The 14,099-nt window shown below is 51.5% G+C and carries 14 protein-coding genes; 9 read left to right on the top strand and 5 right to left on the bottom strand.

Annotation, left to right across the window (positions count from 1 at the left end):
• Nucleotides 1-2: 2 nt before the first annotated feature.
• Nucleotides 3-368 (top strand): STAS domain-containing protein, encoded by a 366-nt coding sequence (locus MLD66_RS03630; RefSeq protein ID WP_247215570.1) that lies wholly within the window; start codon nucleotides 3-5, stop codon nucleotides 366-368.
• Here MLD66_RS03630 and mutL read toward each other — a convergent pair.
• From mutL to MLD66_RS03615, 3 genes are all read right to left on the bottom strand, one after another.
• Nucleotides 365-1,948 carry a DNA mismatch repair endonuclease MutL gene (mutL, locus tag MLD66_RS03625; protein WP_247215569.1) on the bottom strand — a complete coding sequence of 528 codons (1,584 nt, stop codon included), beginning with the start codon at nucleotides 1,946-1,948 and terminating at the stop codon, nucleotides 365-367. The genes MLD66_RS03630 and mutL overlap by 4 nt on opposite strands.
• A 76-nt stretch (nucleotides 1,949-2,024) precedes the next feature.
• The gene (locus tag MLD66_RS03620; RefSeq protein WP_247215568.1) at nucleotides 2,025-2,411 is read right to left on the bottom strand and encodes a type II toxin-antitoxin system VapC family toxin; all 387 of its coding nucleotides are present in this window, start codon (nucleotides 2,409-2,411) and stop codon (nucleotides 2,025-2,027) included.
• Nucleotides 2,408-2,623 (bottom strand): DUF2281 domain-containing protein, encoded by a 216-nt coding sequence (locus MLD66_RS03615; protein WP_247215567.1) that lies wholly within the window; start codon nucleotides 2,621-2,623, stop codon nucleotides 2,408-2,410. The genes MLD66_RS03620 and MLD66_RS03615 overlap by 4 nt, the downstream gene beginning before the upstream one ends.
• 213 nt (nucleotides 2,624-2,836) lie before the next feature.
• Here MLD66_RS03615 and MLD66_RS03610 point away from each other — a divergent pair, with 213 nt between their 5' ends.
• The gene (locus MLD66_RS03610; protein ID WP_247215566.1) at nucleotides 2,837-3,316 is read left to right on the top strand and encodes a hypothetical protein; all 480 of its coding nucleotides are present in this window, start codon (nucleotides 2,837-2,839) and stop codon (nucleotides 3,314-3,316) included.
• A gap of 52 nt (nucleotides 3,317-3,368) precedes the next feature.
• Nucleotides 3,369-3,713 carry an NAD(P)H-quinone oxidoreductase subunit M gene (locus MLD66_RS03605; RefSeq protein WP_247215565.1) on the top strand — a complete coding sequence of 115 codons (345 nt, stop codon included), beginning with the start codon at nucleotides 3,369-3,371 and terminating at the stop codon, nucleotides 3,711-3,713.
• A 32-nt stretch (nucleotides 3,714-3,745) separates the two neighbouring features.
• Here the strand turns inward: MLD66_RS03605 and MLD66_RS03600 are convergent, their stop codons facing one another.
• Nucleotides 3,746-3,949, bottom strand: coding sequence for a hypothetical protein (locus MLD66_RS03600; RefSeq protein WP_247215564.1), 204 nt, complete (start codon nucleotides 3,947-3,949; stop codon nucleotides 3,746-3,748).
• Between the two features lie 361 nt (nucleotides 3,950-4,310).
• On the opposite strand from MLD66_RS03600, the gene murJ reads away from it, so the two are divergent.
• From murJ to MLD66_RS03580, 4 genes are all read left to right on the top strand, one after another.
• Nucleotides 4,311-5,894 carry a murein biosynthesis integral membrane protein MurJ gene (gene murJ / locus MLD66_RS03595; protein WP_247215563.1) on the top strand — a complete coding sequence of 528 codons (1,584 nt, stop codon included), beginning with the start codon at nucleotides 4,311-4,313 and terminating at the stop codon, nucleotides 5,892-5,894.
• 564 nt (nucleotides 5,895-6,458) lie between these two features.
• Entirely contained in the window at nucleotides 6,459-8,567 is a 2,109-nt protein-coding gene (locus tag MLD66_RS03590; protein WP_247215562.1) for an FkbM family methyltransferase, read from the top strand.
• Nucleotides 8,568-8,820: 253 nt separating this feature from the next.
• Nucleotides 8,821-10,515, top strand: a complete 1,695-nt coding sequence (locus MLD66_RS03585; protein WP_247215561.1) for a protein kinase — start codon at nucleotides 8,821-8,823, stop codon at nucleotides 10,513-10,515.
• 38 nt (nucleotides 10,516-10,553) lie between these two features.
• A complete protein-coding gene (locus MLD66_RS03580) occupies nucleotides 10,554-11,867 on the top strand; it encodes a cation:dicarboxylase symporter family transporter (RefSeq protein ID WP_247215560.1) in 1,314 nt (437 codons plus the stop codon).
• On the opposite strand, the gene cysE is transcribed toward MLD66_RS03580, so the two are convergent.
• Nucleotides 11,809-12,528: a serine O-acetyltransferase gene (gene cysE / locus MLD66_RS03575; RefSeq protein ID WP_247215559.1), complete on the bottom strand. Its 720-nt coding sequence runs from the start codon at nucleotides 12,526-12,528 to the stop codon at nucleotides 11,809-11,811. The genes MLD66_RS03580 and cysE overlap by 59 nt on opposite strands.
• Nucleotides 12,529-12,650: 122 nt before the next feature.
• On the opposite strand from cysE, the gene MLD66_RS03570 reads away from it, so the two are divergent.
• Both MLD66_RS03570 and MLD66_RS03565 read left to right on the top strand, forming a co-directional pair.
• Nucleotides 12,651-12,851 carry an NAD(P)H dehydrogenase subunit NdhS gene (locus MLD66_RS03570; RefSeq protein WP_247215558.1) on the top strand — a complete coding sequence of 67 codons (201 nt, stop codon included), beginning with the start codon at nucleotides 12,651-12,653 and terminating at the stop codon, nucleotides 12,849-12,851.
• A gap of 164 nt (nucleotides 12,852-13,015) precedes the next feature.
• Entirely contained in the window at nucleotides 13,016-14,095 is a 1,080-nt protein-coding gene (locus MLD66_RS03565; RefSeq protein ID WP_247215557.1) for a pentapeptide repeat-containing protein, read from the top strand.
• The last annotated feature ends 4 nt before the right edge of the window (nucleotides 14,096-14,099 follow it).

Raw genomic sequence — 14,099 nt, 5'->3', positions numbered from 1 at the left:
CTATGGAACTTTTCATCCTGACCCCGGCAACGGAGGAAAGTTACGGACAACCACCGACGACCATTACTTTGCCCATCACCCGCCTAGACAGTACCCAGGCGACCCGTTTTCGGCAACAGTACGAGGCGGTGGTGCAGGGTCAGCCCTGCTATTTGGGGATTGACCTCTCCCGGGTAGAATTTTTGGATAGTGCGGGGTTGGGGGCGTTGGTGGCCTGCCATAAGCACGTGCGGGGGCTGGGGGGACAGATGGGGTTGATTGCGCCCCGCCATATGATCCTGCAACTGTTGCGGATGACTTCTTTGGACAAAGTACTGATGGTGTATGTGGATCAGGAGGATTTTGCTAAGAACGTGGGGCGTTCCTAAATCCCGTAGCTTTTGCCAATGACCCAATGCCGCCGGAAAAACCGTGCCAGTTGGGTTTCCGCCAGGGTGAGGCAAATGGGTCGCCCGTGGGGGCAGGTGCGGGGGGCTTGGGTGGCCTGCCATTGCGCCAGCAGGGTTTGCATCTGGGGGAGGGTTAAGTCCGTGCCGTTGCGAATCGCACTGCGGCAGGCTAAATTCACGGTGGCCTGTTCCCGGTCGGTGCAGTGACTCAGTTCCACCAGGGCATCGGCCCATTCCGCCGGACGTTCCCGCAACACCTGGGGAATCTGGCGCACCGCCCATTGCTGGGGGCCAAAGGGTTCGGGGGGCAATCCGTACTGGGTCAAACGCTCCACTTGCTGTGGGCTGAGGGGGGGCAAAATCACCGGGCTGTCTAGGGTGATCCCCTGCCATTGGGACTGTAATTGTTCATACAAAACCCGCTCATGGGCGATGTGTTGTTCCACCAGCCACAACCCCGCCGGGTGTTCCGCCAGGATATAGGTGCGATGGATTTGCGCTAAGGCTTTGAGGGTAGGGCGGGCGTGGTAGCGGGCGGTGGTTTCTGCCACCTGCATCAGTTTTTGCACCCGGGGGTAATCGGTTTTGCTGGGGGGGGCAATGCTCATACTTTGCTCGCACAAATGCAGTAATTTCGCTTGCCAATGTTCTAAATTTTTGATGTACAGTTGGGTTTTGGCGGGGTGGCGGTGCCAGTCCACGACTGAGGGCGGCAGATGGAAATGGGCAAAGAAGAGGGGAAAGCGTCCCCGGGGCAGGAGCCGTTGAAAATGCTGGAGGATGGCGGTATGCACTTCGGGCCATTCCACACAGCGGCCATTGACGGCCAGCCAAATCCGGTCGGGGCGGGGGCGGTGGTGCTGATCCGGCAGGGCAAACGCCAGGGTGAGGTGTTCCTCCTGACCGATTTGCCACTGGGAGTCCGCCACCTGGGGCAGGATTTGGGTCAAACGCTCCCGCAGGGTACCCGGCCAGAGGTGCCAGGTTTTGCCGGGAAATTCCACTTGCCAAGTGACCTGGGGATGACACAGGGCCATTTGCTGAATCCACAGCTGAATCTGGCGCAGTTGTTGGGGCCAACTGGGTAAACCCGCCTGGCGGTGCGGCCAATTCGCAAACAGCCGCTGTACCGTCACTACCGTACCGGGAGCGAGGGGAACGGGTTGGGGGGGGTGCGCCTGCCCCTGGGCATCATACCGTACCTGCCAACCCTGGGGCGCAGAAGGACACCGGCTGGCAATGGTCAAATCCGCCAATTGCGCCAGACTGTAGAGGGCTTGCCCCCGAAACCCGAGGGTCTGGATGTGATGCAAGTCCTGGGGATGCTGAATTTTGCTGGTGGTGTGGGCGGTGGCCGCCAGGGTAAGCATTTCCGGGGTCATTCCCACCCCATTGTCCGCCAGCCGTACCCCATCCGGTTCCACCCGCAGGTGCAGGTGGGTGGCCTGGGCATCCAGGGCATTTTCCACCAGTTCCCGCACCACAGCCCCCAGGGAATCAATCACTTCCCCAGCGGCCATCCGTTCAATGAGTTCCGGGGCGAGGCGGTGGAGGGTCATGGGCGTCACCAGGAATACTCGTCCAAGATGCCTGGGAATAATGATTTTAGGGGTAATTTTAGTGGTATTCTTCCACCTACCACCACCGGGTCACAGGATAGCCATTGAACCGAGCATCCGCACTCAGCAAGGGCATTTGTTCCGTCATGGCTTGAGCAACCAGCAGGCGGTCGAAGGGGTCACGATGGTGGTTAGGTAAATGTGCCAAGGCGTAGATATGCGTGGTAGTAATGGCTAACAGTTGCAAATCATTAGCGTGTTGCTGACTGGTAATAATTTCCGAGAGTGGCACGGTAAAGTTCAACTTGCCAAGCTGAATTTTAATTTGCATTTCCCAGATACTCACCAGGCTGAAAAATATTTCATTATTTCTATCTATAAATAAGTCAATCACTCGCTGAGATAATCGGTCGGGTTCAAGGACACTCCAGATCAAAACATGGGTATCAAGCAATAGTTTCATGCCCCTCCTAGCCAGAATTCGTCGGGAAGTGGCGCATCAAAGTCTTCGCTGATCCAACCCATACCTTGATATAATCCCAGGGTTCGTGGTAATTTCTCTTGATTTGTGGATATGCCATATTTTTGATGCAAAAATTCCACAAAGTCAATCACTACCTGTATTTGTTTTGGAGGCAGGGATTGGAGTTGGGTCAAGAGGGTTTCGGGTAGCATGATTAAGGAGGGGAAATCGTAAAATATAGGAGGGCGAGCGGGGAATGCGGGACAGACCCAGGGACGAAATAACTTGCGTCAGGTCTTTAATTCTATTTTACAGGAACCAGGAAGTACTCGTAGTCGTCTCTTAGGAAAGTAATCCCAAAAACCAGCCCTCTAATGTTCAAATATGCACTTGCAATTTTTCTGACCTTGATTCCCCAGATAGCGATGGCAAAAACTCCCGTAGAACTCCTAAAACTCAAGCTCCAGTCCGATGACCAAGTGGTGCGGGACATTCGGTTTTATGGCACGGATATTGACCCCAATACCAGTTCGGTAGATGACCAATTTTTTCTCACGATTGACGGGCAAAATGTCCCCATCAAACCCGAACTCGCCCAGCGTTTGGAGCGTTTGCGGCGCAGTTTTAGCTATGACAGCCTATCGGGGGGGATTCAGGTTGGGGAACCGGGTGGCCCGATGTGTTTGATGGCTGGACCCGCCCGGGGGATGGTGTTGGAAACCCGCTATTTAACCTATGAGAATTTCAAAATTACCAACAGTGAGATGAAGCCGGTGTTGACGGTGCCCCAAAACTGCTTATTCACCAGCAAAATTAGTCCCCAAAATGCAACGGCACGGGAAGATGCCCGGGCGGCTCTGGAGATTTTATTCACCCTCAGTCAAACCTTACCGCCAGGTTCCTAACGACGGGGATGGAGGTGCTTTACAATAGGAACAAATCCTGGAGAAACTGCTCATGTTGCTCAAAAGTACCACCCGTCACATTCGGATTTTTGCCGCTACGGTGCAAGACGGTGCCCTCGTCCCCAGTGACACGGAACTGACTGTGGATGTGGACCCGGACAACGAATTCAACTGGACGGAAGCGGCTTTGGCACGGGTGCATGAGAAATTCGCCGAATTGGTCAAAGCCTACCAGGGAGCAGATTTGACGGATTATACCCTGCGCCGGATTGGTTCTGACCTGGAACACCTGATCCGGGGGATGTTGCAAAAAGGGGAAATTTCTTACAACCTCAATAGCCGGGTGTTGAATTACAGCATGGGGCGACCCCGGTTGGACATGGCTCAGGGGAATTAGCGGGTTCATTACCCAGTGAATTTGCCCGAGATTTAACGGTACCACCGTTGAGCCGGATTACTCAGCAACCACCGGGCGACTTGGGCATCCCCCTCATCCCAGGCGAGTCGTTCGGCGGCGACGAGGACATGGTGCATCATCTGTCGGGGGGTCATGACCTGTTGCATTTTGTGGAGAATGGCGGTGGCGGCTCCCATATCCCGGTTGCGTAAGGCATGGGTTAATTGGTTGAGCATGGCTCCCTCCCCATTGGCAGTATTTTTTATTTAGCCCAAAATTTGGGGTTCTGGGGGCGTATTTGTCGCTAATTTTGCGTTTATTTAGGTGGGTTCATTCAAATGGGATATTTCTTAAACTCTGTTACAAAAAGCTGTTACAAAAGGATATTTTTAGGGATGAATGGGGCAATAAAAATCTGGGAACCGGGGTGGGGTAGGCTAGGTATATTGACTGGGTAGAACGCATGGAAGTCTGTGTCAATTCCCAATTACAATTAGCGGTCGCAGGGGGGCAACCCCCGCATTTGGTTCTATGGCTGTGCCACGCAAGCTATCAGAATTTTGGCATTCCCAAAATGAAATTTATAGAGGTGTCCTGATGACTCGTTCCTTGGCTCGAATTGCCGGGTTGGTGGCGGTGGCGACGATTTTGAGTAAAATTCTAGGACTATTTCGGGAACAGGCGATTGCGGCGGCATTTGGAGTGGGGGTGGTGGCGGATGCCTACAGTTATGCCTATGTGATTCCAGGGTTTCTGTTAATTCTTTTGGGAGGGATCAATGGACCGTTCCACAGTGCCATTGTCAGCGTGGTGAGCAAGTATGAGGAACGGGAAGCGGCGGTGATCGTGGAAACGGTGTTGACCTGGGTGACGGTGTTTTTGGTGGTGCTGAGTGTGGGGATGGTGGTGGGGGCTGAGCCGCTGATTCAGTTGGTAGCTCCGGGGTTGAATCAAAGTGAGACGGGGCAAATTACCCAAACGATTGCGGTGGCGCAGTTGCAAATCCTGGCTCCCTTGGCGGTGCTGGCGGGCTGGATTGGCATTGGGTTTGGGGTGTTGACGGCACGGGATCAGTATTGGTTGCCGTCCATTAGTCCGATTTTTTCGAGTGTGAGTGTACTGCTGGGGTTGGGGGGGGCGTGGCTCTGGCTGGGGAATCGGCTCTGGCAGACAGAGTTTAGCCTGTTGGGGGGGCAGGTGTTGGCGGGGAGTATCCTGTGCGGGGGGGTGGCGCAGTGGTTGGTGCAGTTGCGACCTCAAGCAAAAATGGGAATTTATTGGGGGCGGTTGCGCTGGAATTGGCGACATCCAGGGGTGCAATCTGTACTGAATGTGTTATTACCTGCGACCTTTGCTTCGGGGATGTTGCATATCAATGTGTATGTGGATTTGCAATTTGCGTCCTATCTGCCGCAGGCGGCGGCGGCATTGGGTTATGCCAATTTGCTGGTGCAGGCTCCCCTGGGGATTTTGTCCAATATGATTTTGGTGCCCTATTTGCCCTTGTTTTCCCGGTTGGCTGACCCCGAGGATTGGCCGGAGTTGACCCAACGGATTCGCCAAAGTTTGGTATTGGTGGCTCTGGTGATGCTCCCTTTGGGGGTTTTGTTGGCGGTGCTGGCTTTGCCAATTGTACGGCTGGTGTATGAACGCTATGCCTTTGATGGGGAGGCTTCCCAGTTGGTGGGGGAAATTTTAGCCGCCTATGGGGTGGGAATGTTCGTTTATCTGGGGCGGGATGTGCTGGTGCGGGTGTTTTATGCCCTGGGGGACGGGGATACGCCGTTTCGGTTGAGTGTGCTGGGGATTGGCTTGAATGCGGGGCTGAATTGGTTATTGGTACGGGAAATGGGGGCACCGGGGTTGGCGCTGGCGACGGCGGGGGTAAATCTGGTCACGTTTATCGGTTTGTTGATCTTATTGCATTACAAATTACAGGGGTTGCCCTGGCGCAGTTGGTTGGGGGTGTTGGTACAAATTATGCTGGCTAGTGGGTTGGCAGGGGCGGTCGCCTGGGGCTTGTGGCACTGGGGGGAGGCGGTTTTGGGAACGTTTCTGGGGTTAGTGGTGGCGGGCAGTGCGGGTTTATTGGTGTTTGCGGGGGCAATTCTGATGTGTCAAATTCCCGAAACCGTTTTATTAACCGATAAAATCCTGTCCCGTTGGCCCGGGCGGCGCTGATGATTACCGTATCCCAAATCAACCACCAGGTACAGGGATGGCTTTTGTGACTGCTGATTCTGAATTAACTGAAGGGCACTTCTAAAAATGGGTCGCAGGGGCGTAGCCATTAATATGGGCATTTTAACGAAGTAATCTTCCCGTGGTGGCAATAAATAGAGATGCCCTTATGTAATTTTAATAGTTTATTTGATATTGCAACTGTTAAAAGTTCCACGGATGTATGGAAGTAAATTAGTAGATAAGTTATGATATATACAAATTTTAATACGGCAGGAGTGGAATTTTGTCCATTGGCTCAATCGGGTCGTTCCACGCCTCAATATGTAAAGTTTGTTGCAGGATTCAACACTTGTGGCTAAAAAGATTAATGAATAGATGGGGGTGAGAACCTAATTTCTAGAAGTAAATTAAATTATCAATCTTTCTCGGTTCTTCAAAATGTAAAGTTTTCTTTCAAAATGTAAAGTTTTCTTTCGGAAACTAACGTTTTGCATAAATTAAAATATCCTTAGGCGTTTTTAATCTATACTTTGATGCGTAAAGAAATTATTGTTACCTACCATGTTAGAGCCTAAATTATTGACAAGTGAGTTAAAAATATTATTAAGCTGGGAGTCTAATCCAAATCAGGTAGCACCAATTAGGTTTTCTAAAAATCAAGTTACGCTTTGTACCCAACAGGTTAAAATTGACGAAAATATACCTAAATTTATAAATACAATAAATGTAGATGCTTTCACCCCCGTGGGAGAACCCTATGACATTTATGAGTTTGTTCAAAAAAATATTGTTGATAGGCATGGCTTTGATTTGATTGTGGTTACAATTTCTGGATGGCAGCTTAATCTGCCCTATAATCTTGAAGCCTTTCAATGCCCGACTGTAGCTATCGTTTTAGATACTCATCATGGTTATTCCAAATCTATTAGCGATATTCTAACCTATCTACACTTGGAAAAGTATGACTATATTTGTTTTCCTTATTGTAGGCAACATATGCACTGGTTCTATGCCTGTGGTTTTGATAATATAGGATGGTTTCCTTTGATTACAATGACTACATTTTCGCATGAATTTATCAGAGAACGGGAGAACAAAGCAGTATTCATTTGTGGTAATCCTTATTTACATCCCTATCGAGGACATATCATTGATGCGGTTAACGATGTAACAAAAGAATCGTCTTTAGTGTTTGAAGTAGGAACTTATGATAGAAGTGCATCTGCCAAAATCTATGCGAGTTCTTTGATTTCCTTAAACTGTAGTCTCAATGGCGACTTGAATCTCCGCAATTTGGAAGTCGTTTCTGCTGGGGGTTTTCTACTCACAGATAAAATTTCACCTCAGTCTGGGTTTGATAGGCTTCTTAAGCCGAGACAAGATTGTGATGTTTACTCTTGTAAGGAGGAGTTAATAGAGAAAATTTTCTGGTATCTTAGTCATCCAGAAGAAACTATCTCTATGGCACAAAATGCCTATACTAAATTTTATGAATATTTGCATCCCAATTATAGAATTAATGACTTATATAGATGGATATTTGAAAGTAATGCCTCTAGCTTTTTTTTGACAGATCATGACCCTCGCTTTGAAATAAGCAAACAATATGCAGAACTGCTAGAAGTTCGCCTGGAAATCTATCAACAGATTCAAGAATTACACCGACTTCAAGATAAGATTCATATTTTAGTTGCTGAAGATTGTCCTATTATTTTTGCTATTGATTTCGTTGATCTTTCCAGAGCCGTGATTTATGTACATAAGCAAACCGAAGAAAAACTCACAATGATTGAAAATGCGGGCGTAAGTTCACAAATTCACTGGATTGACGATTTGGATATTAGTACTAATTCAAAATGGGATGCGTACATATTTAGTAGTAATTCAGTCCCGGTGCAGTCAAAATTTCCAATTTGCTTAGATGAAAACCATCGGATCATTTATTCAAGTTTAGAAAAAACAGCTAGTCTCAAAAATTTAAATTGGCCTACCAAACAAGGGAATTATTATAGTATAACTTATGTTTCTGATGGTGCTTCAGAATATGTCATCAATGAGATCAATAATGGTTGTTATCCGATTTTGGATTTTATTGATGATGTTAGTGTAGTTGTTGATATTGGTGCCAATATCGGTTTATCTGCCACTCACTTTCGAGTCAACTATCCTCACGCTAGGATATATTGTTTTGAACCTGATCCATTTGCCTTTCTGCTACTCCAAGACAACGCCCGTAAACTCAGAAATTGTTATACTTTCCCCATCGGTTTGTATAGTGATAATGTGAGCAAAAAATTTTATACAGGCGAGAGTTCTGTACATAGTTCTATCCATGCAAATTCTCTTGCTTCTCGATACATTACCATCGAACTCAAACAAGCAGACACATTCTTGTTGGAAAATAATATAAAATATATTGACATCCTTAAAGTAGATACTGAAGGCTGTGAAGTCGAGATTTTGAGAAGTATCATGAACTGTAATTTTGAAATTAAAGTAATCTACTTAGAATTTCATTCTGAAGAGGATCGCCGACTAATTGATCAATTATTGGCACCGAAGTATTTATTGTGGGAAGGGTCAATAATATGTGCCCACAGAGGTAATCTATGTTATGTCAGAAGGGATTTATCACCCAAAGGGATATTGGGAATAGAAGAACTGAAGTAATATCCTTCTCTACTTGTTCAAATACTCGGGCCGCAAGTTTGATTAGAACACCTCTAAAATAGGTTTTAGGGGCATTTTCCTCCCTGTACTGCAAGCATTCCGTTGTCTTGATTCTTGAGATTTATTATTAACACATCCTGTGAGATTGCTAGATAAATGTGTGGGAACTAACTATCTATGCTGAATCTCCACCGGCATCATCCCCGGCAATTTCCGCTAAATTAAGAACAATCCCTTGGGTGAAATGCCCTCCATGTCCCCTCTTCCCCCAGCGGCGGTTGACCCAGAACCCATGTATTTACATTTACACGGCAATACCCAGGAATTGTGGCTGGGTACCATGCGACCGGTGGCATTTTTGGGACGCAACCCCGCCAGTGACCTGGTGGTGGATAACGGCTATGCCTCCCGCAACCATGCCCGCATTGAGTACCGGCATCAGCATTTTTATCTGCGGGATGACAGTCGGAATGGGACGTTTGTGCGCCTGGGGGATACCCAGCAGGTGGTCCATCTGCGGGGGGAGGAAATGCCCCTGGGAGAATCGGGAGAAATTAGTCTGGGCTGTCAGTTTGACCTGGAACCCCGGGGGGTGATTCAGTTTCGGCGCACGCCCAATTTGCCCCCCGAACTCATGGCGCAGGTCAACCTGGTCACGACCCCGGAGGAGGAAACGATGGCGGTGCTACCCATGCCCCCCCAGGCGATGGCGCAAATCCCCCCGGAACTGCACCTGACCCAGGTGTTGGAGTCGCTGGTGATGGAATTGGTGGTGGTCCTCAGTCCTGAAGGGGTGGTTTATTACCAAAATCCGCCGCTCGCCCGTCTGTTGGAAAAAAGTCTCCCGGAGGTGCTGGGGCAAGATTTTTTGAGTTTGCTCCATCCCGAAGACCGGCAGATATTTTTGGATGTGTCCACACAAGTGTTATTACAAAATCCCACGCCCGCCCCCACCCTGTCCGGGCGTTTGCAGGGGAAAAATTCCCAATGGCATCCCTGTCGCTTTAGTGTCCGCTGTCTGCCCCCGTCGGCGGGGGTACCGGGGTTACTGCTGGTGGGGGAATCGCAAAGCCAGCCCCTCCCCTCCCCCAAACGTCAGGAATTGCTCGGCAACCGGTATCTGCGGGAACGGAGTTTAGCCACTGGCGGCTTTTGCGAAACCTATCTGGGGCGGGATACCCAGCGACCGGGGGAACCCAAGTGTGTGATTAAGCGGCTCCGCCTGGATAGCCATGACCCCAAGATATTGACCACCGCCCGCCGGTTGTTTGCCACGGAGGCGGCCACTTTGGAACGGTTGGGTCGCCACGACCAGATTCCCCTGCTGTTGGCCTATCTGGAGGGGGAGGAGGAATTTTATATCATTCAGGATTTTATTGAGGGGCAAGCCCTGAGCCAGGAATTCGGCTTAGACCGGCCTTGGGCGGAACTGGATGTGGTGTGGTTGCTGTGGGAGTTATTAACAATTCTGGATTTTGTCCAAAGCCACAAGGTGATTCACCGGGATATTAAGCCGGATAATGTGATTCGCCGGGCCACGGACCGCAAGTTGGTGTTGATTGATTTTGGGGCGGTGAAGGTTTTACCCTCATCCCTGTCGGGACAACTCCACCAGAAACCCGCCAGTGCCACCGTGGCCGTCGGTACCCCTGGGTATATGGCACCGGAACAGTGCTGGGGACAGCCCAACCTGACCAGTGACCTGTATTCGCTTGGCGTGATCGCCGTGGAAGCCCTGACCGGGCAATCCCCGCAAGTTTTGCCCAAAATTCCCAATACCAACCAATTGGACTGGCAGGGGCAGGTCACCTGTAGCCCGGAACTGACTGAGGTTTTGAGCCACCTGCTGGATGTGGATTGGCGCAAGCGGTTTCAGTCGGCTCGTTTGGCCTTAAAACGCCTGAATACCCTGTTTGGGCCGCCACCCCGGAATACGGATTTTCTGTAACCGGCTGGCGGTACGCTGGAGGAAGGATAGGGGTGGATATGGCGGCTAAAAATCCTGGGGAACGTTGGGGGCGCTGGTGGCATTCCCCCCTGCCGGTGATGCTGGGGGTGGGTTTGGGGATTGGGGTGGGGGTCTGGGTGCCCGGACTGGCAATCAGGGTACAGGTGTTGGGGGAGGTGTACCTGGCGTTGTTGAAATTATGCGTGTTACCCATCCTCTTGGCCGCCGTGACCATGAGTGTCAGCCGTCTGGCCAGCAATCAGGGGATGGGGCAATTTTTGCGGCGGTTATTGCTGGTGTTTGGGCTGGGGCTGGTGGGGGTAAGTGGCGTGAGTGTGGTGACCGGGGCCCTGGTTCAGCCGGGGGTGATTCGCAATCCCGAGGTGTTGGCGACCCTGGGGCGTTATATCCAAAATACGGGGGTGGATGTGGAGTTAACCTTGCAGGCCCCGGCGACCCCGCCGCCCCCCTCGCTCCTGGTGCAATTTGTGCGGGCGTTGTTTCCCGATAATATCTTTGCCGCCCTCACCCAGGCCAATGCGTTGCAGGTGGTCACCTTTGCGGTGCTGTTGGGGATTACCCTAGGGATGCTGAATAATGGGGCCACCAGCCGGGTCTTGCGGGGTTTGGAAGGGATTTACGAAACCTTTAATGCCCTGATCCGGGGGATTACCCTGATGTTGCCCCTGGGGATTTTTTGTCTGATCGCCCCCCAGGTGGCCGGGACGGGGGTGGGGCCGGTGTTGGCGGTTTTGCGGTTTGTCCTGACAGCGGTGTTGTTGTTGGTGGGGTTCTTTATCGCCGGGACGGGGGTGATCCTGGGGCGTTCCGGTTGTCCCCTGCGGCAGGTGTGGCAGGAACAGGGTTCAGCGGCGGTCTTAGCCTGGACGACCAGTAATAGTTTGGCTTCGCTCCCGGCGGCGATTCAGGGCTTGGGCAATCTGGGGTTTGACCGTCAACAGGTGAATCTGATGGCACCCCTGGCGATTACGGTCTGTCGGTTCGGGGTGGTGGCCTACTTTGCCCTGGTGAGTGTGTTCACGGCGCAGTTGTACCAACAGAATTTGGCGTGGCCAGCCTGGTTGGTTCTGCTGTTGGGGGCGGTGCTGGGGGGCGTGGCCACGGCGGGGGCGGTGGGGGTGGCGACCCTGGCTTCCGTGGGCATTGTCCTGCAACCCCTGGGTTTACCCCTGGATGGGGTGCTGGCCTTGCTGATTGCCGTTGACCCGCTGGTGAATCCCTTTCGGGCCTTGGTGACGGTACACGGGGGAATGGTCGCTACGGCGCTGGTGGCTAAATCCCCGCCCCATCCAGAAATTCCCCAATCACCCGTTGTTGTTCCGCCACCGTGACGGGCGTGGGTTCCGGGGCCGCTTGACCCTGGCGCAGGGCGAGGACTTGCCGTTCCAATTCGTCAATCCGGTCCACCAATACCCGAATGGCCTGGGCTTCCGAATCCGGCAGGCGGCCATGCTCTAGGGGTTCAACCGTGGCATCTCTGCAAATCAGACGACCGGGAATCCCCACCACCGTACAGTGGGAAGGCACGGGGCGCAGGACGACCGAACCCGCCCCCACCCGCACATGGTTCCCCAGGGTGATATTCCCCAACACCTTGGCTCCCGCCCCCACAATCACGTGATCCCCCAGGGTGGGGTGACGTTTCCCCTTTTCCTTGCCGGTACCCCCCAAGGTGACTCCCTGGTAAAGCAGACAATAATCCCCAATCACCGTGGTTTCCCCAATCACCACGCCCATGCCGTGGTCAATGAAAAAGCCCCGCCCAATTTGCGCCCCCGGATGAATCTCAATCCCAGTCAGGAAGCGGGCGATATGGGAAATGAGGCGGGGAATCAGGGGCAGTCGCCATTGGTAGAGGGCGTGCGCCAAACGGTACAGGACAACGGCGTGCCAGCCAGGGTAACACAGCATCACCTCCAGGGGGTTGCGAGCCGCTGGGTCCCGTTCAAAAATAATCCGAAAGTCGGCAACCAAGGTTTCCAATACCCGCATCCCAGATTATCCCTATCACTTTTATCCATCATAAGATCATAAGCAATTTCTGTCTCGTCCCCCTTGTGACCCGTGATGGTTTTGGCTACAGTCATAGGTAGAAATATTTAAGAGGTTGCCCCATGAGTCAAAATCCCTCGCCCATTTTACCCGGTTCCCCCGTGCGGGTGGTCAACCCCGGGGATATGTATTACGGATTCCAAGGGCAAGTGCAACGGCTCACCGATGGCCGTGCCGCCGTGTTGTTTGAGGGGGGCAATTGGGATAAATTGGTGACCTTCCGGTTAGAGGATTTGGCCCTAGCGGATGCAACCACAAAATAAAATTCATCCCTTGAGGTCGTGATGGAGCGACCCACCAGCCGGTTATCCCCAGGGAATGCCCATAATTCAATGCAAATGACCTAACAAAAACTGGCATGATGCAGTATAATGGCAGGCAAATTGTCTGGTAATGGTTAGCATTTGGTTAGGCAGGAGATAAGCGTATGAGAAGAACCGGGTGGGGAGTTATCTTAGTTACAGCGGCAGTGATGGGTGTGTATCCAGCCCTAGCCGCCAATCCAGAACACCTACAGCAATTAGCCAGCACCAATCAGTGTCCCAAGTGTGATTTATCCGGGGCAGACCTGCGGGGGATGGTACTCCCGGGGGCGAATTTGGGGAATGCCAACCTCAAAGGGGCGAATTTGCAGGGGGTAAATTTAGAGGGAGCCAAGTTATTTAATGCGGATATTAGCGAAGCAAATTTCGGAAATGCCAATTTGAAACAGGCGGATTTGGGAAATGCTAACCTGAGCAAAAGTATTTTCATCCGTGCCAATTTAGAGCGAGCCAATTTGAACGGTGCCCAGTTATCCCATACGGATTTCAGCGAAGCCAATTTGCGGCAGGCTTCCCTCAGTTTGGTGAACCTAGAAAAAGCCAATTTAGCAGATGTCAATTTAACGGGAGCCGATTTAACCGGTTCCGTGTTGACCGGGGTAAATTTGTCCCAAGTGCGGATGCAAAATGCGGTTTTGAATGGCGCAAATTTAGACCAAGCGGATTTGACCGATGCCCGGATGGAAGGGGTGAAATTGCGGGGAGCAAGTTTGGTCGGGGCGACCTTACCCCGGGTGCGCTTGAGTCGGGCGGACTTAGCGGGGGCGAAATTGGGGGGCGCAAACCTGCGGGAAGCGGATTTAAGTCAAGCGGATTTAACTAAGGTAGATTTGACCGCCTCCCGATTGGATCGGGTGAATTTGTCCCAGGCGAATTTGGAGGGGGCTAAGTTGAAAAAAGTCAGTTTAGTCACGGCGAATTTACCTTCGACGAATTTGGTGGAAGCGGATTTGAGTAATAGTGATTTGCGGGGCGCGAATATTTCCCGTTCCCGGTTGCAAAACGCCAATTTGAGTGGGAGTAATTTGAGTGTGGTAAATCTAACCGACACCAATCTGACCGGGGCGAACCTCGCGGGGGCTGACCTGACGGGAGCGCAGGTGCGGCAGGCGATTATGGGGGGCACGAACCTGAACGGCACCGTGGGTTTGGATAAAATGGTTGGTCGTACTCAAAACCCCTAAGGTG

It is taken from the genome of Synechococcus sp. C9, from assembly GCF_022984075.1.
Taxonomy (GTDB): domain Bacteria; phylum Cyanobacteriota; class Cyanobacteriia; order Gloeomargaritales; family Gloeomargaritaceae; genus Gloeomargarita.
Note: the sequence above shows the minus strand (reverse complement) of the source record. Positions and strands in the feature narration are given on the sequence as shown.